The sequence below is a fragment of the Nocardia tengchongensis genome (assembly GCF_054781395.1).
In genome coordinates this window covers 101553-123708 of sequence record NZ_BAAGUM010000016.1, presented here as the reverse complement: position 1 = coordinate 123708, position 22156 = coordinate 101553, and the positions used below count along the sequence as shown (strand labels likewise).

16 protein-coding genes are annotated in these 22156 nt (G+C 69.3%); 8 read left to right on the top strand and 8 right to left on the bottom strand.

Features of this window, described 5'->3' with window-relative positions; translation table 11 throughout:
- Window positions 1-15 precede the first annotated feature (15 nt).
- Entirely contained in the window at window positions 16-1272 is a 1257-nt protein-coding gene (locus ACYVKL_RS31000) for a dihydrolipoamide acetyltransferase family protein (RefSeq protein WP_379173390.1), read from the top strand.
- A 140-nt stretch (window positions 1273-1412) separates the two neighbouring features.
- Here ACYVKL_RS31000 and ACYVKL_RS30995 read toward each other — a convergent pair whose 3' ends face one another.
- Both ACYVKL_RS30995 and ACYVKL_RS30990 read right to left on the bottom strand, forming a co-directional pair.
- Entirely contained in the window at window positions 1413-2591 is a 1179-nt protein-coding gene (locus tag ACYVKL_RS30995) for a hypothetical protein (protein ID WP_379173387.1), read from the bottom strand.
- Between the two features lie 27 nt (window positions 2592-2618).
- Window positions 2619-3434 (bottom strand): hypothetical protein, encoded by an 816-nt coding sequence (locus tag ACYVKL_RS30990; RefSeq protein ID WP_379173386.1) that lies wholly within the window; start codon window positions 3432-3434, stop codon window positions 2619-2621.
- 228 nt (window positions 3435-3662) lie between these two features.
- Here ACYVKL_RS30990 and ACYVKL_RS30985 point away from each other — a divergent pair, with 228 nt between their 5' ends.
- Window positions 3663-4574 carry an oxygenase MpaB family protein gene (locus ACYVKL_RS30985; RefSeq protein WP_379173384.1) on the top strand — a complete coding sequence of 304 codons (912 nt, stop codon included), beginning with the start codon at window positions 3663-3665 and terminating at the stop codon, window positions 4572-4574.
- Here the strand turns inward: ACYVKL_RS30985 and ACYVKL_RS30980 are convergent.
- Both ACYVKL_RS30980 and ACYVKL_RS30975 read right to left on the bottom strand, forming a co-directional pair.
- Window positions 4571-5293: a GNAT family N-acetyltransferase gene (locus tag ACYVKL_RS30980; protein WP_379173382.1), complete on the bottom strand. Its 723-nt coding sequence runs from the start codon at window positions 5291-5293 to the stop codon at window positions 4571-4573. The two genes, ACYVKL_RS30985 and ACYVKL_RS30980, sit on opposite strands and share 4 nt — an antisense overlap.
- The gene (locus ACYVKL_RS30975; protein WP_379173380.1) at window positions 5283-6566 is read right to left on the bottom strand and encodes an MFS transporter; all 1284 of its coding nucleotides are present in this window, start codon (window positions 6564-6566) and stop codon (window positions 5283-5285) included. Before ACYVKL_RS30975 ends, ACYVKL_RS30980 begins: the two co-directional genes overlap by 11 nt.
- A gap of 139 nt (window positions 6567-6705) precedes the next feature.
- On the opposite strand from ACYVKL_RS30975, the gene ACYVKL_RS30970 reads away from it, so the two are divergent.
- From ACYVKL_RS30970 to ACYVKL_RS30960, 3 genes are all read left to right on the top strand, one after another.
- Window positions 6706-8364 carry a CocE/NonD family hydrolase gene (locus ACYVKL_RS30970; protein ID WP_379173378.1) on the top strand — a complete coding sequence of 553 codons (1659 nt, stop codon included), beginning with the start codon at window positions 6706-6708 and terminating at the stop codon, window positions 8362-8364.
- A gap of 3 nt (window positions 8365-8367) precedes the next feature.
- On the top strand, window positions 8368-9762 hold the full coding sequence (locus ACYVKL_RS30965; protein WP_379173375.1) for a M20/M25/M40 family metallo-hydrolase: 1395 nt from the start codon (window positions 8368-8370) through the stop codon (window positions 9760-9762).
- 161 nt (window positions 9763-9923) lie between these two features.
- Entirely contained in the window at window positions 9924-10760 is an 837-nt protein-coding gene (locus ACYVKL_RS30960; protein WP_357203588.1) for an alpha/beta hydrolase, read from the top strand.
- Window positions 10761-10766: 6 nt separating this feature from the next.
- Here ACYVKL_RS30960 and ACYVKL_RS30955 read toward each other — a convergent pair whose 3' ends face one another.
- The gene (locus ACYVKL_RS30955) at window positions 10767-12095 is read right to left on the bottom strand and encodes a neutral zinc metallopeptidase (protein WP_379173373.1); all 1329 of its coding nucleotides are present in this window, start codon (window positions 12093-12095) and stop codon (window positions 10767-10769) included.
- A gap of 282 nt (window positions 12096-12377) precedes the next feature.
- On the opposite strand from ACYVKL_RS30955, the gene ACYVKL_RS30950 reads away from it, so the two are divergent.
- Together ACYVKL_RS30950 and ACYVKL_RS30945 are read left to right on the top strand one after the other, a co-directional pair.
- The gene (locus ACYVKL_RS30950) at window positions 12378-13199 is read left to right on the top strand and encodes a class I SAM-dependent methyltransferase (RefSeq protein WP_379173371.1); all 822 of its coding nucleotides are present in this window, start codon (window positions 12378-12380) and stop codon (window positions 13197-13199) included.
- A gap of 73 nt (window positions 13200-13272) precedes the next feature.
- Entirely contained in the window at window positions 13273-14601 is a 1329-nt protein-coding gene (locus ACYVKL_RS30945; RefSeq protein WP_379173369.1) for a PPE domain-containing protein, read from the top strand.
- Window positions 14602-14624: 23 nt separating this feature from the next.
- Here ACYVKL_RS30945 and ACYVKL_RS30940 read toward each other — a convergent pair whose 3' ends face one another.
- From ACYVKL_RS30940 to ACYVKL_RS30930, 3 genes are all read right to left on the bottom strand, one after another.
- On the bottom strand, window positions 14625-17639 hold the full coding sequence (locus ACYVKL_RS30940) for a bifunctional [glutamine synthetase] adenylyltransferase/[glutamine synthetase]-adenylyl-L-tyrosine phosphorylase (protein WP_379173367.1): 3015 nt from the start codon (window positions 17637-17639) through the stop codon (window positions 14625-14627).
- A 168-nt stretch (window positions 17640-17807) separates the two neighbouring features.
- Window positions 17808-19148: a glutamine synthetase family protein gene (locus ACYVKL_RS30935; protein WP_213560277.1), complete on the bottom strand. Its 1341-nt coding sequence runs from the start codon at window positions 19146-19148 to the stop codon at window positions 17808-17810.
- A gap of 77 nt (window positions 19149-19225) precedes the next feature.
- The gene (locus tag ACYVKL_RS30930; protein WP_379173364.1) at window positions 19226-20752 is read right to left on the bottom strand and encodes an alpha/beta hydrolase; all 1527 of its coding nucleotides are present in this window, start codon (window positions 20750-20752) and stop codon (window positions 19226-19228) included.
- A 264-nt stretch (window positions 20753-21016) separates the two neighbouring features.
- Here ACYVKL_RS30930 and ACYVKL_RS30925 point away from each other — a divergent pair, with 264 nt between their 5' ends.
- Complete coding sequence (locus ACYVKL_RS30925) at window positions 21017-22138, top strand: S1C family serine protease (RefSeq protein ID WP_379173362.1); 1122 nt, start codon at window positions 21017-21019, stop codon at window positions 22136-22138.
- The last annotated feature ends 18 nt before the right edge of the window (window positions 22139-22156 follow it).

The window sequence follows — 22156 nt, the reverse complement described above, 5'->3', positions numbered from 1 at the left end:
GATCCGGAAGGAATCATGTCCGAAGTAACCATGCCCCGGCTCTCCGACACCATGGAGGAGGGCATTGTCGCGGCCTGGCTCAAGCAGGTCGGCGACCAGGTCAAGGCCGGTGAGATCCTCGCCGAGATCGAGACCGACAAGGCGCTGATGGAGCTCGAGGCGTACGAGGACGGCGTGCTCGAGCAGATCCTCGCCGCGCCCGGCACCACCGTCGCCATCGGTGAGCCGATCGCGCTGCTCGGTGACGGTAGCGGCGCGTCCGCGGCGGCTCCCGCGGCCGCACCCGCCCTCGCGGCGGCCCCGGCTCCCGCTCCCGCTGCCGCGCAGGCTGTTTCGGCTCCGGCCGCTGTGAACGGCAGCACCCCTGCCGAATCCGGTGAGCGCAAGAAGTCCTCCCCGCTGGCCCGCAAGGTCGCCAAGGAGCTCGGCGTCGACATCACCGCCGTGACCGGCACCGGCCCCGGCGGCCGCGTCACCAAGCAGGATGTCGAAACCGCCAGCAGCACAGCCGCTCCCGTCGCGGCCGCGCCGGCCGTGGCCGCCCCTGCCGCGGCTCCGATCGCTGTCGCTCCGGCGACCGGCGACTACGACGAGATCCCGCTGACCACCATTCAGCGCGTCTCGGCGCAGCGCCTGACCGAGTCCATGCAGCAGGCGCCGCACATCTACCTGACCAGCGCCATCGACGTGACCGAGCTGCTCGCCTTCCGCGCGCAGATCAACAAGACCCTGGACGAGACCGGTTCGGGCAAGGTCAGCGTGAACGACCTGCTGGTGAAGGCGGTCGCCACCGCGCTGCGCCTGGATCCGTCGGTGAACGTCTCCTTCGCGGGCGACAAGCTGTTGCGGCACAAGGCGATCAATATCGGTATCGCCGTGGCCACCGACGCGGGCCTGTTCGTTCCGGTGATCCACGACGCGGACCGCAAGTCGGTGTCGGCCATCGCCGCCGAGGGCCGCGACAAGGCCACCCGCGCCCGGGACCGGAAGCTGAAGGGCGAGGACATGTCCGGCGGCACCTTCACCATCTCCAACCTGGGCATGTTCGGCATCGAGCAGTTCACCGCGGTGATCAACCCGCCGGAGTCGGCGATCCTCGCGGTCGGCGCGGCACAGGACGAGTTGAAGCTCGACGGCGAACAGGTGGTGTCGCGCAAGATCCTGCGCGTCACCCTGTCCGCGGATCACCGTTCCATCGACGGTGCCGTCGCGGCGCGTTTCCTGCAGCAGCTGAAGGAGCTCATCGAGCATCCGCTGCGCATCGTGACCTAGTCACACCCGAACCGCCGTCCGATTTTCTGATCCAGGATCGGACGACGTCGCCCGCCGTGAGCCGAACTCACCCGGTGGCGGGCAGAGACGCCGGATGGTGTGGACCGGTTTTACCCGGCCGGTCCACACCATCCGGTTTTTCATGTCTCGGTCGATGACACGGGTTGGGACGGTTCGAGTCTGGCCACCAGTTCGACGACCGCCAGAGCAGCGACGGCGACGAGAACTGTCGTGATGACCACCGGTCCGGTCGGGTTCGACCAGAACGTCAGCGTGATCAACGCGATGGCGAGAACGGCGATCCGCAGTTCGCCCCGGTAGCGGGCCGCGGTGGATCGGATCGCCGGTGAATACCGTGCGACTCGGTGCAACTGCGCGGCCGCCGCGATCACCAAGGCCAGTGCGAACATCGCTCGCACGGTGAAGTCCAGCGGTACCAGGAAGGCATCGATCACCACTGCGGCGGCCTGCGGGGTGAGCACCTCGGCCGGTACCGCGTCCAGGTAGGCCGATCGGGCGAGGCCGATGGCGACCGCCAGCAATGCCATCGCCAGCGCCAGCGTCGCACCCAACCACATAAATGCGTGCCGCCGTGCGCCTGCGGGCGCGGCCCAGACCGCGCCGGCCGCGACGAGCACCGTGATCCACGGCAGCACATCGGCGACGCGATCGAGGACCGCCACCCACCGCCGTGCCTCGACCAGTTCGGGAGACCGGAAGATCACGAACGACCGGTCGATCTCCGGTACCTGATCGGCGAATGTGAAGCCCCGCGCGGTCAATTCGGACCGGACGCTGTCGATGAGCGGGCCCAGTGCCACACTCACCGCACCGTTCTGATCCATTCCGACCGCCGTCGGAGCCTCACCGGTCAGCACGACTACGAGCCCTCGGTGCGCCTGCCGGTTCGCCTCGATCCAGAGGGCTTCGAATTGATCGGAGGCCAGGACGGATTCGGCGGTGTCGCGCACGAGACCTCGCGCTTGCCGGGTAGCCAGCGGAGCCAGCCCGGTCACCGCGCGCGGAACTCGCGGGTTGCTGTCGGCCAATGCCGCGAGGGTCTGGGCGGTGACGGATTGGACGTCGACGCGATCCATGATGGCGTCGGTTGCCCGATCGGCCATGACTTCTCGCAATGCGGGGTTGGCGGACAAGGGCGCGACGGTCCGGACATAGCGGTCGGTGTCGAGCAACTCTCGGTGGGCGAATCCGGCGAGCACCGATGCGATCGCCAGCACGCCGAACAGTGTCAGCAGCAGGACCGCGGCCGTCCACCGCAGGGCGCTACGGCGTGGGCGTTCGGGTTCGGAAGTCGCCATGACTGTCCCGCCTCGATCGTGCGATGGTCAGTTCGAGCCGTGCAGAAACCGTCCGATGACGGTCTCGTCCGAGGCGAAAGCCTTGATGATCGAGGCAGCGCCCACGATCACCACCGACATCACGAAAAGCCAACTGACGGAAGTGAAAGCGAGCCCCAAGGGCCCGAAGTGCCGCTGGGCGTTGGCCGTGATTCTCGGCAGCGCGACACGCCCGGCCAGATGCACGACGGTCAACCCGGTCGCGGTCAGCAGCCCGGTCGCCCAGGCCACACGCCCGGCCAACGCGCCCTTCGTGAGCAGGAACGGCGCGAACGCCCACACCACCGTCCAGATGATGAGCTCGCCGGCCAGTACGAGCGGCCACCCCACATAACGGACGTGCGCGAAATTCTGGGTCTGCCCGACCAGCGCGACCGACAACGCGACCGCGAACAGCGTCGCGAACCACCGCCACGCATCCCGCGGACCGATCGAATTCACCTGCCACACCGCCCCGTAGACCCGCCCGAGCGCGCGGGCGAACGACGTGCCGCTGAATACGACCATCAGCAGCCCGACCACTCCGAACGCGGCCAGCGACGAATCCGATACCTCTGCGGCATCGCCGACGGGCAGCGCACCGAGATCGAACCCGAACTGAAAACGGATCGCTCCGGCCGCGGAATGCCAGCCACTCAGGGCCGACGCCGCCATGATGACCGGCAACACCGACGTGAAGATCTGCGCGGACAGCGCCAGCGAGCGATCGACGAGCTCGATCTCGACCAGGCCCTGAACCACCCGCCAGGCGGTCCGGCCCCAGGGTGTGCCGCGCAACAACCCGGTCGCGGTCTCGATCACCACCGCAGCCGCATCTCGCTCCTAACGCGTGGTTCGTCAGTAGGGATATTCAGGCGACCTCGGTTCGATCGTATCCCGAGCCGAATGGAGGCCGCGGACGTCGCAGTTGCCGGTCGCTCGCGTTCGAACGTGACGGTTGCCACTCCGACGACATGATGAGAAGATTCGTTGGTAACTCTCTCATCTTGTCGAAGTGTGGCGCTTCGGCAGAAGTGATCAAAGGAGATCACCATGACCGCCGCTGTCGCGCTCGATCAGCAGTCCCCCGGCGCCCGCCCCGAACGCCGTCCGTTCGGACCCGGCAGCCGGATGTGGGAGGACACCGGCTTGATCACCTTCTCGCTGACCGCCGGTTCGGCCTTCCTGTTGCAGACCATGGAACCCTCGATCGCCGCGGTCGTGGACGAGCATTCGACCTTCCGCACCGACGCGCTCGGCCGCGCCGCCCGCAGCATCGCCTCGGTCATGATGTGGATCTACGGCGGCGAGGAAGCCCTCACCGAGGCCGACCGGCTGCGCAAGATGCACGCCACCTTGAACTCCACCGACGCCCACGGCGTCAAGCACCGTGCGCTGTCCTCCGGCCCCTGGGCCTGGGTGCTGCACACCGCCATCTTCGCCTTCACCGAAGGCAACAAGTACTTCTCCAGCGAGCGGTTGACCGAGGCCGAGAAGGAGTCCTACTACCAGGAGGTCGTGCAGTTGATGCGCAACTTCTCGGTGGCTCCCAAGGAGATTCCGCCCACCTACGCCGACTGGCTGCCCTGGTTCGAGGATCAGATCGACAACCATCTGGTGCCCACGAATGTCGCCGAGGACTATCTGAAGGTGATCCGGAACATCGCCCCGCCCAAACAGATCCCCGCACCTCTGCACCCGGTGTGGCGGGCCGCGACCACACCCGTCGGCCGACTGCAGTATTTCTTCACCGTCGGCACCACCCCTGACGCGATTCGCGACAAGCTCGGCCTGGAGTGGACCGCCACCGACGAACGCGTCCTGCGGGTGCTGGGCTGGGCCATCGGCCGCACCGTTCCGAAACTCCCCGAACGCGTCCGCTACTTCCCCATCGCCTACGAGGCCCGCCGCCTCGAACGCGACCGGGCCCGCCTGCGCGCGATGATCAACCTGCGCCCGCTCTAGCCGTCGGGCTGTTCGGCCGGGTTGAGCCGGTGCTCGAGCCGGGCGCGCACCTCCGGCCAGTCCTCGGCGGTGATCGAGAACAGCACGCTGTCGCGAACGGTGCCGTCGGAGCGGCGGAACTGACGCCGCAGCGTGCCCTCGTACCGGGCGCCCAGGCGCGCGATCGCCTGCTGGGAGCGATGATTTCGAACATCGGTCTTGAGCTGGACCCGGCCCACACGCAATGTGTCGAAGGCGTATTCGAGCAGCAGCAGTTTGGCTTCCGGGTTCACCGCGGTCGCCCAGACGGACGGGGTGTAGACAGTGAACCCGATCTCCAGCCCGGCGTCGTACGGACGGACGTCCAGATAAGCCGTGACGCCGACGATCGAACCGGCCGGGTTGCCGCCGATCGCCGCGCGTGTGCGCACCGCCCACGTGTGCCAGCTGTCTTGCGAGTTCCGCTGCCGCAGCAGGTCTTCGAACTGCCGCGCGTCCTCGGGCCGCCCGGGAATGTGCGCCCACACCCGCGCTTGGTCGAGGGCCTGGAACAGCGCGCCCGAGTCCGCAGCGGGGTCGACCGCGGTCAATTCCACGACCTTGCCGGTCAGCACGGTGCCCGCCGGCACGGGCCAGATCATGTCGGGCCACACCTGATCGTCCGGGCGGGGGTCCGGCACCACCTGAAAACGTTCCGTTTCGTTGCTGTCGTGCTCGTCCTGACCTGTCTCACCGGACATTTCGGCGTCCCCCCGTGTCGTCGACTGATTGCCCCGAGATTAGCGGGCGGGTGGGAAACCACCGACGAATGGATGCCGCTCCGCCTGTCGCCACCGCACCCAGGGCGATGCCGGCGGAGCCGAGTGTGGTTGCCGCGCCGATGACTCCGACCGCGATCGGCCCGAGGAACATGCCCAGATCGTGGGTGAGTCGCCAGGCGCCGAGGAATTCGGCCTGGGAGCCGGGCGGGGCGATGTCGGATCCGACGGTCATGATCAGGCCGTTGCTCAGCCCGTTGGCGAAGCCCAGGATCACGGCGATCACGCACAGGCCGAGGGTCGTGGAGGCGAAGGGCAGTGCGGTGTAACCGAGCGCGAACAACAGCAGCGACGGGGTTCCGGTGGCTCGACGGCCGTAGCGGTCGAGCCAGATGCCGGAGGGGTAGGACATGAGGACGTCGACGGCTCCCGCGGCGCCGAAGATCAGGCTGATGACGGGGGCGCTCATACCGATGTGCGCCGCCCACAGGGGCAGCAGGGCGGTACGGGAGGCCCGGGCCGCACCGGTGGCGAGTGCGCCGAGCCCGAGTGTGCCCAGGACACGGCGGTTTTCGACGACCACCGCGCCCAATCCCCGGCGGACCTGCGCGGCATCGTCCTCGATATCGCTGACCGACATCATCAGTGCCCCGCCGACGAGCATCGACACGAGTTGCAGCCACATCGCGCCGGTCACACCGAACACGTGGGTGGCGCCCGCACCGAGGAACGGTCCGACGAACACTCCGAAGCGTTGCGAACCCGCCAGCATCGACAGCGCCCGTCCCCGATCGTCGACCGGGATGACCGCCACCAGATAGGTCTGCCGCGCCAGCCCCCACAGTGCCGAAGCCGCACCGGTCAGCAGCATCCCGGCGGCCAGCCACCCGAGATTCGGTGCGGCGATGGCCGACAGGACGCCGAGCGCGCCGCACACCGAGGCCGCCGCGACCGCCCGTCGCTCGCCGATCCGCGCGATGAGTTGCCCGGCGGGCAGATCCGCCAGAATCTGCCCGAATCCGGACAGCGCCACCACGATTCCCGCGACCCCGGCGCCCGCCCCCAGTTCCAGCGCCCGCAGCGGGTACATGGGCACCGCGGCCCCCGCCCCCATCCCGAACACCGCGGTCGGCACGAACACCTGCCAGGCCAAGGCGCGCAGCCGCACCACCCGCGCGCCGGCGACCGCGGCGACATCCTCACTCATCGCACCCGCACCGAGCACCCGCACCACGACCACAACCCACCCCGGCATCGAATCAACCCGAGCGCCGCCCGGTAACCCTTTCCCTGCCCCTGATTCCAACCTCGCGCCGATCATGATTCGTGACGGTCCGCACCGGCACCCAGGTTCCGGGGGCTGGTCAGGGGCGCGCACAACTACCAAGGTCACTATGGTGAGCATGCGGATGGTGGTGTGGCGCGCGGTGGTCGGCGCGCTGTTGGTGGTGGGGGCGGTGGTCGCGCCGGGGCAGGCAGTCGGCGATCCGGGGTATCAGTGGCGGGAGGAGTTCATCACCTCGGCCGACGGGACTCGGTTGCACGCGGACGTGTTGCGGCCGGCCGGGCTGGCCGATGACGTGCGGACGCCGGTGATCATGACGGTGAGTCCGTATCGCGCGCATCTGATGCGGTTGAGTGAGCCGCGGCTCGGCGGCGGGCCGTCGACCGGGGAGCTGCCGGTGCCGATGTTCCTGCGGGCCGGGTACACGTACGTGATCGTGGATCTGCGCGGGTTCGGCGGGTCGAACGGGTGCCCGGACTTCGGCGGGCCGGGTGAGCGGTCGGACGTGAAGACCGCGGTGGAATGGGCGGCGGGGCAGCCGTGGTCGACAGGCAGGGTCGGGCTGACCGGCATGTCGTACGAGGGCTGGACCGGGCTCATGGGGTTGGCCGAGAAGCCGGCGGGGCTGGCGGCGGTGGCCGCCTTCGAACCGGTCGCGGACCCGAACGCGTACCTCTACATGCAGGGCATCGCGTGGAAGTTCTCGCTCAAGCCGATCAGTGAATCCGGGTTCCGGCCCGGCGATCTCGCGGGGTTCGAGCATCTGCTGATCGCGTCCACGCCCGCGTATCCGGCCGATTCGGCCGAGTACAAGGCGAACGCGTCGAGCATCGATCCGGCCTGCTACTCGCACTACCTCGCCGAAACCGGCAACCATGACGCCGGGTCCGCGTTCTGGCGCGACCGTGACCTGGTGGAGAAGCTGCGCGGCAACACCATTCCGCTGTTCCTCGGGCAGGGCTTCGTGGACTACAACACGCGCGCCGACCGGGTGTTCCAGCTGTGGAACGGGCTCGGGCCGGGCGAGCACAAGGCGTGGTTCGGGCAGTGGGGGCATCGCGACTGCACCGAGAAATGCGGTGCGCCGCAGTTCGCTTCGGAGCTGCTGGCGTTCTTCGACCGGGAGGTCGCGGGCAAGGACGTGCCGGTGACCGGGCCGCGCGTCACGGTCGGCCAGTTCGACGGGCGCTGGCGGTCGGAGACGGCGTGGCCGCCCGCCGACAGCCGCGCGGTCGATATCAACCTGCGGGCCGGACGGTATACCGACCGCGGTCTGATCCCGGGCGCGGATCGCGAACTCTGGACCATCTCCCAACCCCTCGACAAGGATCAGCACCTGTCGGGAGCGCCGACCGCCACCCTCACCCTGGACGGTCCGGCCGCGGCGAGCGTCACCGTCGAGGTCTACGACATCGCCCCCGACAACCGGGCCACCGTGATCACCCGCGGCATCGCCCCGGTCACCCCGACCACGCAGGTCCGGCTGCTGGCCCAGGACTGGCCGATCCCCGCGGGCCACCGCATCGGGATCCGCGTCACCGACGTGGTCGACGACGTGTGGGCGCACGCACCGGCCCTGGCGCCGGTCACCGTCACCGCCGCCCAGCTGCACCTGCCGCTGCTCGGCACGATCCGCACCCCGGACCTGCCGGGCGGCGAGAGCGAAGCCATTCCCAAGTGGCGAAACGAGAAGACGGTCTCCCTGGCCCCCGAAGTGGTGAACAATGCCACTGTGGCCGTGAACCTCCCCGTCCGGACCGGCGGTTAGCCCGTGACCAGCACCGCGCCGACCGACGCGCCCACCGTTGACGACGCCACCGCCGAGCGGCTGGCCGGGGCGCTCCGCTGCCGCACCGTCTCCCACGAGGACCACACCCGCATCGACCCGGCCGAATTCGACCGGCTCATCGCGTATCTCGAACACTGCTTCCCGCTCGTCCACACGCACTTGACCTGGGAGACCTTCGGCCACAGCCGCCTCTACCGATGGGCTGGAGGCAGACCCGTCTCGACCGCCGCCCAGCCCGGGACCGGTCGCGAGGCCGTGGCCGCGATTCTGCTGGCACACATGGATGTGGTGCCCGTGGATGACCACGACGGCTGGCCCTATCCGCCGTTCGGCGGCGTGGTGGACGACGAATTCATCTGGGGCCGTGGCGCTATCGACGACAAGAGTCGCATGATCGCGATTCTGGAGGCCGTGGAAGCGGCGTTGCGCGACGGCGTCCAGCCCGCACAGACCGTGTATCTGGCGTTCGGCCACGACGAGGAGATCTTCGGGGCCGAGGGGGCGGGACGGATGTCGCGGCGGCTGCGGGACGCGGGAGTACGGGCGCGGCTGCTGGTCGACGAGGGCGGCGTGATCACCGTGGGCGTCGCCGAGGGCATCGACGTGCCGGTCGCCACGATCATGGTGGGCGAGAAGGGTTTCGCCACCGTGCGGCTGTCGGTCACCGATGTCGGCGGGCATTCCTCGATGCCCGGGCGGCAGACGGCGGTCGGGCGGCTGGCGCGGGCCGTGGCACGCATCCAGGACCACCCGTTCCCGCTGCGGCTGACACCGGTGGCCGTCGACATGCTCACGCGGGTGCGGGAATTCGTGACCGAGCCGCGGCGCACGCTGCTCGCGCTGCTCAACGTGGCCGGACCCGTCGCGGCCCGGGTGCTGGCGGCCCGGCCGCAGACCGAGGCGCTGGTGCGCACCACCACCGCGCCGACCGTGATCAGCGGCGGGGTGAAGTCCAATGTGCTGCCGCAGCGCGCCGAGGCGTACGTGAATTTCCGCATCCTGCCGGGTGATTCGGTGGCCGGCGTGCTGGCGCACTGCCGCCGGGTGGTGCGCGACGACGGCGTCACCATCGAACTCGACGGCACCTGCTCGGAGCCGTCGGCCAACCCGTGCGCCGGACCGGACTTCGATGTGGTCGCCGACGTCGCGCGCGCGGTGGTGCCGGGCCTGGCCGTCACCGTCGGTGTCGTCCCCGCCGCCACCGATTCGCGCTACTACGACGACCTGGCCCTGACCCGCTGCAATTTCGCGCCGATCCTGCTGACCGCCGCGGACCTGGAACGCATCCACGGCACCGGCGAACGCATCTCCCGCGCCAACTACGCCCGCTTGATCCGCTTCAACCGCCTGCTCATCGACCGCATCGCGAGCTTCTGACGGTCGCCACCGGCCCGGTTCACCGTGTCCGCCCCTTCGCACGCCCGATGAGTGAGAATGGCTCCGCCGGCAGGCGACAATTCGGACGCCCTCCGTGGTGGCCGGGGCGCCCTCCGGCACCCCTCGTAGGTACGTGACGACCTCAACTCGAAGGAGCGGTGATGACCCGCACTGAGACCGGTGAATTCCAAGGCGCGGGCGGCCGCGTGTTCTGGCAGGCGTGGCTGCCCGACACCGAACCGCGCGCCGTCGCGGTGATCGTGCACGGCTACGCGGAGCATTCCGGCCGCTACGCGCATGTGGCGCAGCGGCTCACCGAGTCCGGGTTCGCCGTCTACGCGCTCGACCACACCGGGCACGGCAAGTCCGAGGGCGCGCGGGCGAACATCGGCTCGCTCGACACCGCCGCCGACAATGTGCGCACCATGCTCGCCACCGCCACCGGCCGCCACCCGGGCCTGCCGAAGTTCGTCATCGGCCACAGCATGGGCGGGCTCACCACCGCCTACTTCGCCACCCGCGACCAGCCGGAGGTGAACGGCCTGGTGCTGTCCGCCCCGGCCATCGACATCGAGGCGGGCAATGCCGTGCAGCGCCTGGTCGCGCCGCTGGTCGCCAAGTACCTGCCGAATGTGCCCGTCGTGAAGCTGGATTCGAAGCTGGTCAGCCGCGACCCCGAGGTGGTGCGCGCCTACGACGAGGACCCGCTGGTCCATCACGGCGGCGTCCCCGCCCGCACCGCCGGGGAGATGCTGCGCGCCGGCGAGTTCGTCAAGGCCCACCTGGATCGCCTGACCGCTCCGCTGCTGGTCCAGCACGGCAACGCCGACGGCCTCGCCTCGCCCACCGGCACCGACAAGGTGGAGCGCGACGCCGCGTCCAAGGACAAGACCGTCATCCGCTACGACGGCCTCTACCACGAGATCTACAACGAGCCCGAGCAGGACAAGGTGCTCACCGACCTGGTGAACTGGCTCGACGCGCACGTGCCCGCCTAGCGGCGGTCACTTGTAGGTTTTCAGGCAGGCGTCCTCGCCGTCGAGGACGCCGGTCCGGAACGCCTCCAGGCGGACGAAACCGCTCGCCACCACCGCGCCGTTCACGTCGGCGGCGGCCACACCGTCCATCAGCAGTCCGGAGATGGCGGCGTCGAGATCGGTTGCGGACAACTGCAAGTCGCTGCCGGGCTGACTCAGCTTGGTGCTGTAGGCCCCGGAGAAGCAGGCGGCGCGCAGGCCCGCGGAATCGGCTCCGGAGATGGCGAGCTTGCGGGCCTGCTGCACGGCGATCATGTAGCGCGAGACGAAGACGACGAACGCGTTGTAGTCGCCGCCGACCGTGGCGGAGAACAGGTCACCGGTGTCACCGGTGGCCGCACGCTTGGCCAGGCTCGGGATATCGGTGCCGATCACATTGGTGGCCGGGCAATACGAAACCGGTTGGGTGACCGTTACTTTCGGGCAGTTTCCGACTCCTCGATAGTCGAAGGCGGGCACGGGCTGGATCGGATACGCGCGCAGCAGCGATTGCGCGACCAAGGCCAGGTCGGGTTGATCCACCGGCAGCTGCCGTTCCTTGTCGCCGGGCTGGAAGCTGGTGGGCAGGGTGCCGCGGCGCTGCTTCAGTTCCGCGCGGGTGATGCCCTTGCAGGCGGTCGCGCCGTCGGTGTAGCCGATCTGCACGGCGGTGACGCGTTCGAACGCGGTGCCGTGCTCGTCGAGGGTGGCGCCGGGTTCGCGGTCGCGGAACGAGATGACCGCGGCCAGTCCGCCATTGAGGCCGTCGGTGGTGTTGAGGGTGAAGTGGCGGGAACTGCCTTCCGCCACCGCGCGCAGGAACACGCCGGCGAAGCAGTCGGCCTGCTGTTCGCGCACCACGGTCGGGGTGAAGAAGCCGTTCAGTTTGGCCTGGGCCTGGATCGAGTGGCCGTACTCGTGGGCGAGCACCATGACCACCGACATCGGGCCGAACTTCTGCACCAGGCCCGGTAGCAGGGTGCCGCGGTCGAAGCCGATGGTCTTGTCGGCGCTGCAGTACGCGGCGTTGACCTCCTGATAGGTGCTGCCACGGCAGAATTCGACAGCCTGGGCGCGCGGGGCGGTCGAGTCCCAGGAGATGAAGCGGGTGACCGGTTTGAAGACGCCGGGAAAGGTCTTGGCGTACTGGACGTTCCAGTAATCAGCGATATCGGAGATGGCGTTGAGGGCCAGCTTGTCGACCGCCCCGCCGTCACCGTTCTCGGCGGTCGGACTCGCGTCCGGCACCCCGGATCGGGGACCGCTGGGCCCGGCGGCCGAGGTCTGGCCCGCCACCTCCCACGGATTGCCGGTCACCGGTGCCGAAACATTGTGCGCCGCATCATTTCTCAACGAGGAACAGCCCGCGAGCGCCACCCCCGCCAGCACCAGGACGACGGCCACTCCCCGCCGTATCCGCGACGTCCCCATCTCGCCTCCCACACCGCTCGGGACAAGTATCCATCGAGATATCGCGCGAAGTCCCCGGTCTCGCAACGCGACAGCGCGCCCGCGTACCGAGCCCCGGCGTGCCGCCTACGACACGCAACCCGAAAATCAGCTGAGGCGATCACCGCATCCGTGGCACAGTCGAGCAGCATGAGCGACTATCGCGGACTCAACCGGGCCAACTGGGATGACCGCGCGCCCCTGCACGCCGATTCCGGCGACTATTCCCTCGACAGCTTCCGCATCGACCCGTCTTTCCTGAGCCACGTGGTCCGCTTCGACCTGCCCCGTCTCGGCGATGTCCGCGGCGTCGACGGCGTGCACCTGCAATGCCACATCGGCACCGACACGCTGTCGCTGGCCCGCCTGGGCGCGACCATGACCGGCCTCGACTTCTCCCCCGCGTCCCTGGCCGAGGCTCGCAAGCTGGCCGAGGCCACCGCCACCCCCATCGACTTCGTCGAAGCCGACGTCTACGACGCGGTATCCGTGCTCGGGGGAGCCCGATTCGACTTCGTCTACACCGGTATCGGCGCCCTGTGCTGGCTGCCGGACATCCACCGCTGGGCCGAGACCGTGGCCGGGCTGCTGCGCCGCGGCGGCCGCCTCTTCATGCGGGAGTACCACCCGGTGCTGTGGTCGATCGACGAAACCCGCACCGACGCCCTCACCATCGGCTACCCCTACTTCGAGACCGCCGAGCCGATGGTCTTCGACGACGGCACCACCTACGTCGCCACCGAATCCACGGTCACCAACACCACCACCAATGAATGGAATCACGGCCTCGGCGAGATCGTCGAAGCCCTGCTGCAAGCCGACCTGACCCTCACCCAGCTGGTCGAACACGACAGCGTCCCGTCGAACCCGCTGCCCGGCCGCCTGGTGCGCGACGAGAAATTCGAATGGCGGCTCGCCGAACATCCGGAACGCCTGCCCCTGAGCTACACCCTGCAAGCCCGCAAAGCCTGACCGAAGACTTCCGGAACTCACACCGCCCGCCCCGCGTCCAAGCAGTCAGAAACCGGACGACGGGGGGAGACCGATGGAACCGGAAGCCTTGCGCCGCAGGGCCCGCCTGAGCCAAGCGGGCGCCGAACACGATCAGACCCGGCTGTCGGGCCGCGACACCGACCCCGACTACATCCGCGACCTCGAACATTTCCCCAGCCTCACCCACCGGCAGATCCACGACCGGGTCCAAGCCATGCGCCCCGGCGACCTGCACACCGCCGCCGACACCTGGATCTCCATCGCCGACAGCATCTTCGGAGCCGTCACAACCCTGCACGCGACAGTCCAGACCGCCCTCACCGACGGCATGTCCGGCCACCTCGCCGACGCCGCCGCCACCGCCGCCCGCCGCTTCGTCCAAGACGCCACCGACACCGCCGAGATCACCCACAGCACCGGCCACCGCATCATCGCCACCGCCTACGCCGCCGAAGCCCTCCGAAAATCCGTGCCCCCACCCAAGACCGACGGCCCCGCAGCCGACCGCGAAGAGCAATACCACCTCGCCCTGGCCGCCCTCGACGCCAACTACACCCCGATCTACCCGCCCGCAGGCGCGGGAATCCCTGCATACTTCACGGTCATGACTCCCAGCGGTGGTGACGGCTCTGGAATCAACGGCGGCGCGACCGATCCGGCCGCTGCCCCGACCGAGGGAGCGGCCTTCACACCGCAATCCGCCGCACCGGACAGACAGGTGCCAGGAGGGTTCCCCGGTCCCCCGCAAACTCGGCCGCAGGTGTCCAATCCGACAGCACCCTCAACGAATGCCCCTGTTACGCAGGTTATTCCGGGTTCTCTGGACGCCGATGACACGAACAGCCCGACCGACCGGAGGGCGGCAGCCGACAAGACAAACCGAGACCCCGGATCATCCCCGAGTCATCGGTCTTCGAACGTGCGCCCCCTCGACCTCGAAACCACGCCCGCCACTACAACAGGCCCCGACTCCCCCACCCGCACCACCACAACACCGACCGCCGACCCCCCACACACCGACCTTCCCACTGCCCCCTCCCCGACCGTCCCCCGGTCACACCCCTTCTCCCCCAACCCATTCCCCGACCCGAGCCGCAGCTACCCCGGCCCAACCAGTCCCGTGCCCACCACACCGGCAAGGCCCCTCACCACCCCGGACAAACCAGCGACAGCCACCGCCACTCCACCGGGCATGTTCGCCCCCGGAACCCGCGCGAACCAATCCCCCGAAACCTCGCACCACTGCCCAACCTGGCTGATCCGAGATCGCCAGGACGAACTACTCGGAGCCGCCCTCCCACACGTCGCCCCAACCCTCGGAGCCGAATTCCCTGCCGCCCGAAACGATCCCGTCCAGCAATCCGACGACAGATCGGGCTGACCTCGGCTAGGTCCGGTGCTGGACTATTCGCCGCCGAAGACTCTTTCCACCACCGTTTTCGCGCGGCGGGTGACGCGCATGTAGTGGTCGAGGAATTCGCTGCCGTCGTCGTTGGGCCAGCCGGCTACCCGGGCCACGGCGGAGAGCAGGGTGCCCGGGCCGGGGAGTTGGTCGGCTGGTTTGCCGCGGACGAGGACCAGGGCGTTGCGGGCCTTGGTGGCGGTGAGCCAGGCGTCGCGGAGGAGTTCGGCGTCGGCGGTGTCGATGAGTTCGGCGCGTTCGATGGCGTCGAGGGAGGCCAGGGTCGAGGTGTTGTGGAGCTCCGGGACCTCGTGGGCATGCAGCAGCTGGAGCAGCTGGACGGTCCATTCGATGTCGGCGAGGCCGCCGCGGCCCAGTTTGGTGTGGGTAGCGGGGTTGGCTCCGCGCGGGAGGCGTTCCGAGTCGACGCGGGCCTTGATGCGGCGGATCTCACGGACGCCCTCGGGCGACATGCCGCCTTCGGGGTAGCGGACCGGATCGATGGTGCGCAGGAAGCGGATTCCGAGTCCCGGGTCGCCCGCGACCTGATGCGCGCGCAGCAGCGCCTGGACTTCCCACGGCTGCGCCCACTGCTGGTAGTAGGCGGCGTACGCGGCCAGGGTGCGGACCAGCGCGCCGTTGCGGCCTTCCGGGCGCAGTCCGGCATCGACCTGCAGGGGCGGGTCGGTGCTGGGCGCGCCGAGCAGTCGCTGCACCTGTTCGGCCACGCCGACCGCCCATTTCACCGCGACCGTCTCGTCCTCACCGGGCCGCGGGTCGCAGACGAACAGCACGTCGGCGTCGGAGCCGTAGCCCAGTTCCATGCCGCCGAGCCGCCCCATGCCGATGACGGCGAAGTCCGCGGGCGCGGGCCTGCCGAGGTCGGCCTCGCTGGCCCGGATCACGGCCTGCAGCGCGGCTTCGAGGGTGGCGATCCACACCGAGGACAGCGCCTCGCACACCTGCTGGACGTCGAGCATGCCGAGCACGTCGGCGGAGGCGACGCGCGCCAGCTCGTGCCGGCGCAGCGACCGCGCCGTGGCGACCGCGCGCTTGGGATCGTCGTAACGCCGGGCCCCGGACAGGATTCCGCGCGCCACATCGGTGGGCTTGGTGGCCAGCAGCAGCGGCCCGTTCGGGCCGTCGGCGTACATGCGGATGGTTTCGGGCGCGTTGATCAGCAGGTCAGGCAGGTACGCCGAGGAGCCGAGCACGATCATCAGCCGTTGCGCGATGGCCCCTTCGTCGCGCAGTTCGCGCAGGAACCAGATCTCGTTGTCGAGGCCCTCTGAGACCCGCCGGTAGGCGAGCAGGCCCGCATCGGGATTCGGTGTCTCGCCGAGCCATTCGAGCAGCGTGGGCAGCAGCAGCGCCTGGATGCGACCCTTGCGCCCGACCTCACCGGTCAGCGCCTTGAGGTGGCCGAGCGCGTTCTCCGGGGTGACGTAGCCCAGCGCGGCCAGCTGCCGCACGGCCGCCTCGGGGCTCAGGCGCAGGGCGTCGGCGTCCATCCGCGCCACCGAGTCCAGCAGCGGCCGGTAGAACAGCTTGGCGTGCAGCCGCCGCACCCGCACCGCGTTGCGTTTGATCTCGCTGGTCAGCACGCCGACCGCGTCCTGACGCCCGTCGGGACGCATGTGCGCGGCCCGCGCCAGCCAGCGCATGCCCTCCTCGTCCTCGGGGGCGGGCAGGGTGTGGGTGCGCTTGAGTCTCTGCAGCTGCAAACGGTGCTCGAGCAGGCGCAGGAATTCGTAGGAGGCGGTGAGGTTGGCGGCGTCGTCGCGACCCACGTAGCCGCCCGCGGCGAGCGCGCCCAGCGCCTCCACGGTGCCCTGCACGTGCAGCGACTCGTCGGCCTTGCCGTGCACCAATTGCAGCAGCTGGACGGCGAATTCGACGTCGCGCAGGCTGCCGTGCCCGAGCTTGAGCTCGCGTTCGCGCAGGTCGGCGGGCACCAGATCCTCGACGCGGCGGCGCATGGCCTGCACGTCGGCGACGAAGTCGGGCCGTTCGTTGGCGGCCCACACCATCGGCATGAGCGCGTCGCGGTAGGCGCGGCCGAGGTCGAGATCGCCGGTGGCGGGCCGCATCTTGAGCAGCGCCTGGAATTCCCAGGTCCGCGCCCAGCGCTTGTAGTAGGCGACGTGCGATTCCAGGGTGCGGACCAGCGCGCCCGCCTTGCCCTCGGGACGCAGGGCCGCGTCGATCTCGAAGAAGGCGGCGCTGCCGACGCTCATCATCTCGGCGGCGAGCCGGGTAGCGGTGGTGTCGGCGGGTTCGGCGACGAAGATGACGTCGACGTCGGAGACGTAGTTCAGTTCCCGCGCACCGCATTTGCCCATGGCGATGACTGCCAGCCGGACCGGCACCTCACGGTCGACGCACACCCGCGCGACCGCGACCGACAGCGCCGCGGTGAGCGCCGCATCGGCCAGATCGGTGAGGTGCTGACCCACCTGCTGGTAGGGCAGCACCGGTTCGTTCTCGACGGTGGCGGCCAGGTCGATGGCGGCCAGCAGCATCAGCTGATCGCGATACCGCTTGCGCAGCAAGGCGATCGCCTCGGGCCCGGCGATGCCGGCGCGGAACATCATGGGCCCGGCTTCGGGTCCGGTCTCGGGGGTGGCCTGCACGGCGTCGAGCAGTTCCGCGAGCACTTCCGCGCGGCTGGGCAGCGTGCGCCGCCGCAACAACCGCCAGGCGGCGGGATCGGCCACCAGATGGTCGGCGAACGCGCTCGACGACCCGATGAGCGCGAACAGCCGTCCGCGCAGCGAGCTGTCGCGGCGCAGTTCGGAATCCACCGCCGCCCAATCGCTCCCGAGTTGCTCGCGCAGGCGGATGAGGGTGAGCAGCGCCAGATCGGCGTCGGGGGAACGCGACAGCGCCCACAGCAGGGGAACGCTGTCCACGTTGTCCCACGCCAACTCTCGCAGAGAGGCGGCTGCCGATGGCTCGAGCAGACCGAGCCGCCCGACACCGGGCACAGCGGAACGAGCAGTCGGTGGCCGAACCATGCTCTTCAAATTACAGGTCACAGCCGCCGGACATGTCACCCATCCCACCCAAACCAGACACTGTGTCCAATCCGCCTCCAGTCCGCGACGCCCGGCCAGTCGGTTCGGACGCGAATCGGGCCGCGATCGCAGGGATCGCGGCCCGATTCGGGTGGTACTTCGCGGAGCTCAGAGCCCCAGGTATTCCTTGAGCTCGTACGGCGTCACCTGGGCGCGGTAGCCCGCCCATTCGCGGCGCTTGTTGCGCAGGAAGAAGTCGAAGACGTGCTCGCCCAGGGTCTCGGCGACCAGCTCGGACTTCTCCATGGCCTTGAGCGCCTCGTCCAGGGACGCGGGCAGTTCGCGGAAGCCCATGGCGCGACGCTCGGCGGAGGTCAGCGACCACACGTCGTCCTCGGCCTCCGGCGGCAGCGTGTAGCCCTTCTCGATCCCGCGCAGGCCCGCGGCCAGCAGCACCGCGAACGCCAGGTACGGGTTGCAGGCGCTGTCAGGGCTGCGGATCTCGACGCGGCGCGAGGCCGACTTGTTCGGGGTGTACATCGGAACCCGCACCAGCGCAGAGCGATTCGAGCGACCCCAGGAGGCGGCCGTCGGGGCCTCGCCGCCGTGGATGAGGCGCTTGTAGGAGTTCACCCACTGGTTGGTGATCGCGGAGATCTCGTGCGCGTGCTCGAGGATGCCGGCGATGAAGGCGCGCGCGGTCTCGGACAGGTTGTCCGGGTCGTCGGGGTCGGCGAAGGCGTTCTGCTCGCCCTCGAACAGCGACATGTGGGTGTGCATGGCCGAACCCGGGTGGTCGGCGAACGGCTTGGGCATGAAGCTCGCGCGCACGCCCTCGTCGATGGCCACTTCCTTGATCAGGTAGCGGAAGGTCATGACGTTGTCGGCCATGGACAGCGCGTCGGCGTAGCGCAGGTCGATCTCCTGCTGGCCCGGCGCGCCCTCGTGGTGGCTGAACTCCACCGAGATGCCCATGGACTCCAGCGAGTCGATGGCGTGGCGGCGGAAGTTGGGGGCCTCGTCGTGCACGGCCTGGTCGAAGAAGCCACCGTTGTCGGCGGGGATCGGCGCGGTGCCGTCGTGCGGGCCCGGCTTGAGCAGGAAGAACTCGATCTCGGGGTGCACGTAGCAGCTGAAGCCCAGATCAGCGGCCTTGTTCAGCTGGCGGCGCAGCACGTGCCGGGGATCGGCCCAGGACGGCGAGCCGTCGGGCATGGCGATGTCGCAGAACATGCGCGCGGAGTGCTGGTGGCCCTTCGACGTGGACCACGGCAGCACCTGGAAGGTGGACGGATCCGGCTTGGCCACCATGTCCGCCTCGGAGACCCGGGCAAACCCCTCGATGGCCGAACCGTCGAAGCCGATACCCTCCTCGAACGCGCCCTCGAGCTCGGCGGGCGCGATCGCCACGGACTTGAGATATCCCAGGACATCGGTGAACCAGAGGCGCACGAAACGGATGTCCCGCTCTTCGAGCGTCCGGAGCACGAATTCCTTCTGACGGTCCATGACCGCGAGCGTAGGGTCCCGGAGTTAAATCCGTGTTACATACGTCGACCAAGTGTCGGACCGAGCCGGTGAATCGCTCAGCAGGTGAGCCCCTCGGCGGGTTGCTTCAGATCCACCAGGTAATCGATGACCGGGTCGTCGACGCATTTGACGCCCGACAGCGACACCGTGTGCCGGGTCCCGTTGAAGGTGATGAGCGACGCGCCGAGCTGCTGGGCCAGGTTCACACCCGCCTGGTACGGCGTGGCGGGATCCTCGGTCGTGGAGATCACCACGACCTTGGGCAGGTTCGGGATCGAAAGCTTGTGCGGGGTGCTGGTATTGGGGACCGGCCAGATGGCGCACAGTTCCAGCGGAGCCGCGTTGCTGCCGTGGCCGTCGTCGAGGAACGGGGCGACGCGCCGGTAGTCGGCGTCCTGCTGGGCCGCGATCGCGCGATCGGAGATGGCCGGGTCGTCGACGCAGCGGATGGCGTTGAAGGCGTCGGCGCTGTTGTCGTAGCTGCCGTCGTCGTGGCGGCCGTCGTACATGTCGGCCAGCGCGAGCAGCGTGTCGCCGCTGCCCTGGGCCAGTTCCCGCAGGCCCTTGGTGAGCGCCGGCCACAGGCGGTTGGAGTACAGGGTCTGCTGCACGCCGGTGATGGCGTCGCCGTAGTGCAGGCCGCGCGAGTCCTGGGTGGGCACCGGCTTGTCCCACAGCGGGTCGACCAGGGCGCGGAACTTCTTGGTGGCCTGGCCCGCGTCGTCACCGAGCGGGCAGTTGGTCTTCTCCTTGGCCGCGCAGTCCGCGGCGTAGGCGTCGAACGCCTTCTGGAAGCTGGCGGCCTGCGCGACCGACTCCTTGACCGGATCCTGCTGGGGGTCGAGCGCGCCGTCGAGGATCAGGGCACGCACCTTGTCCGGGAACTTCTCGGCGTAGGCGTAGCCCAGGCGGGTGCCGTAGGAGTAGCCGACGTAGGTGAGCTTGGCGTCGCCCAGGGCCGCGCGGATCACGTCCATGTCCTGCACCACCTCGCGGGTGCCGACGTGGGCGAGGAAGTCCTTGCCGGTGCGCTGCAGGCACTTGTTGGCGAAGTCCTTGTTCTCGGCTTCGAGCGCGGTGATCCCGGCGGGCGAATTGTCCTTGTTGGGCTCGGCGCGCTGGGCGTCGTTCTCGGCGGCGGTATTGCACTTGATGGCCGGCTCCGACGCGCCGATACCGCGCGGATCGAAACCGATCCGATCGAAGCGGTCGGCCAGCTTGGTGTTGTCACCCAGGGTGACCATGCTCAGGCCGGTCACGCCCGGGCCGCCGGGGTTGAACAGCAGCGAGCCGATCTTGTCGCCGCTCGCCTTGACCCGCGAGATCGCGATCTTGGCGGTGGCGCCGTTGGGATTGGCGTAGTCGACCGGCACGGTCACCCGGGTGCACTCCGCGTCGCGCGGCATCTGGTCTTCGCTGTACTCGCGGCAACTACCCCAGCTCAGGGTCTGGTTGTAGAACGCATCCATCCCCACCGGTGCCGACGCGGTGGGGTTGCCGTCCACCACGCTGGTGCAGGCAGCCGCCGTCATCGCCATCGCCGTCACCATGAGCACGACCCGGCCGGTTCGCATCAACGCCATCCCACGATCGTGCCATCCCGCCGAAAACACCCGCGCGCCCCTCAGCTGATCCATATATCTCTCCGTTCACATCGCGCCCGACCGCCGGTGTGCGCTCCGTCTCTGTCACGCACCTCACGCATGCCACGGATTCGGCCACCGTAGAGGTTCGGAGCCGCGTCCACGCGGTACGTGGGCGATCGCACGGAAAGTCCCCAGGCCGCTCTCAGGAACCGCATGCTTAATGGGGAGAGAACCGGGGGGCTCTACGTACGAGGGGATGCCATGTCCGTGCAACCGCTTTCGCCGATTCGGTCCACCACCCGCTCTCGCACGCTGCGCGCCGGCGCGGCCGCCGTGGTGGCGCTCGCCGCCACGCTGGGACTGGTGGCCTGCGGGCCGTCGACGCTGCCGGGCACGCCGATCGCGCAGTCGCCGGGCGGGGTGACGCAGAGCCAGCCCATCGACTTCCACACTCCCCCAGCTGATCTCGACGCCGCCGCGCGGAATGTGGTGCCGGGCATCGTGGATATCGAGACCGAGCTGGGTATGCAGAACGGCGAGGGCGCGGGCACCGGCATCGTGCTGGGCTCGGACGGCATCGTGCTCACCAACAATCACGTGGTGGAGGGCGCGACCAAGATCTCGGCCACCGATCTGGGGAACGGGCAGAGCTATGACGCCACCGTGCTCGGGTTCGATCGCAGTGAGGACATGGCCGTCATCAAGCTGACCGGGGCGTCCGGGTTGCGGACCGCGCCGCTCGGCGATTCGGACAAGGTGGCGGTCGGGGACGCGGTGGTCGGCGTCGGCAATGCGGGCGGGCGGGGCACGCCGACGCCCGCCTCGGGCGCGGTCACCGCGCTGGACCGTTCGATCACCGCCAGCGACGACGCCACCGGCAGTGCCGAGCAGCTGACCGGGCTCATCCAGGTGGCCGCGAATATCGAACCCGGCGACTCGGGCGGTCCGCTGGTCGACGCCGCGGGGCAGGTCATCGGCATGGACACCGCCGCCTCCAAGGGGTTCCGCTTCGACAACGGCGGCGGGCTGGGCTTCGCGATTCCGATCAACAAGGCCGTGACGGTCGCCAAGCAGATCCAGGCGGGCCAGGGGTCGGACCGCGTGCACATCGGCGACACCGCCTTCATCGGCGTCTCGGTGAGCTCCACCGGCAGCGGCGCGCTGATCCGGGGCGTGGTGCAGGGCGGTCCCGCCGATCAGCTCGGCTTGTCGGCCCGCGACGTCATCACCGGCCTCGACGACCACGCCATCACCTCGGCCACCGACCTCACCGCCACCATGGACCTGCATCACCCGGGCGACACGGTCACGTTGAAGTGGGTCGACCCGACGGGTCAGAACCAGTCGGCTCGCGTCCAGCTCGGAAGGGGACCGGTCGGCTGAGATGTGAGCAATTGCATC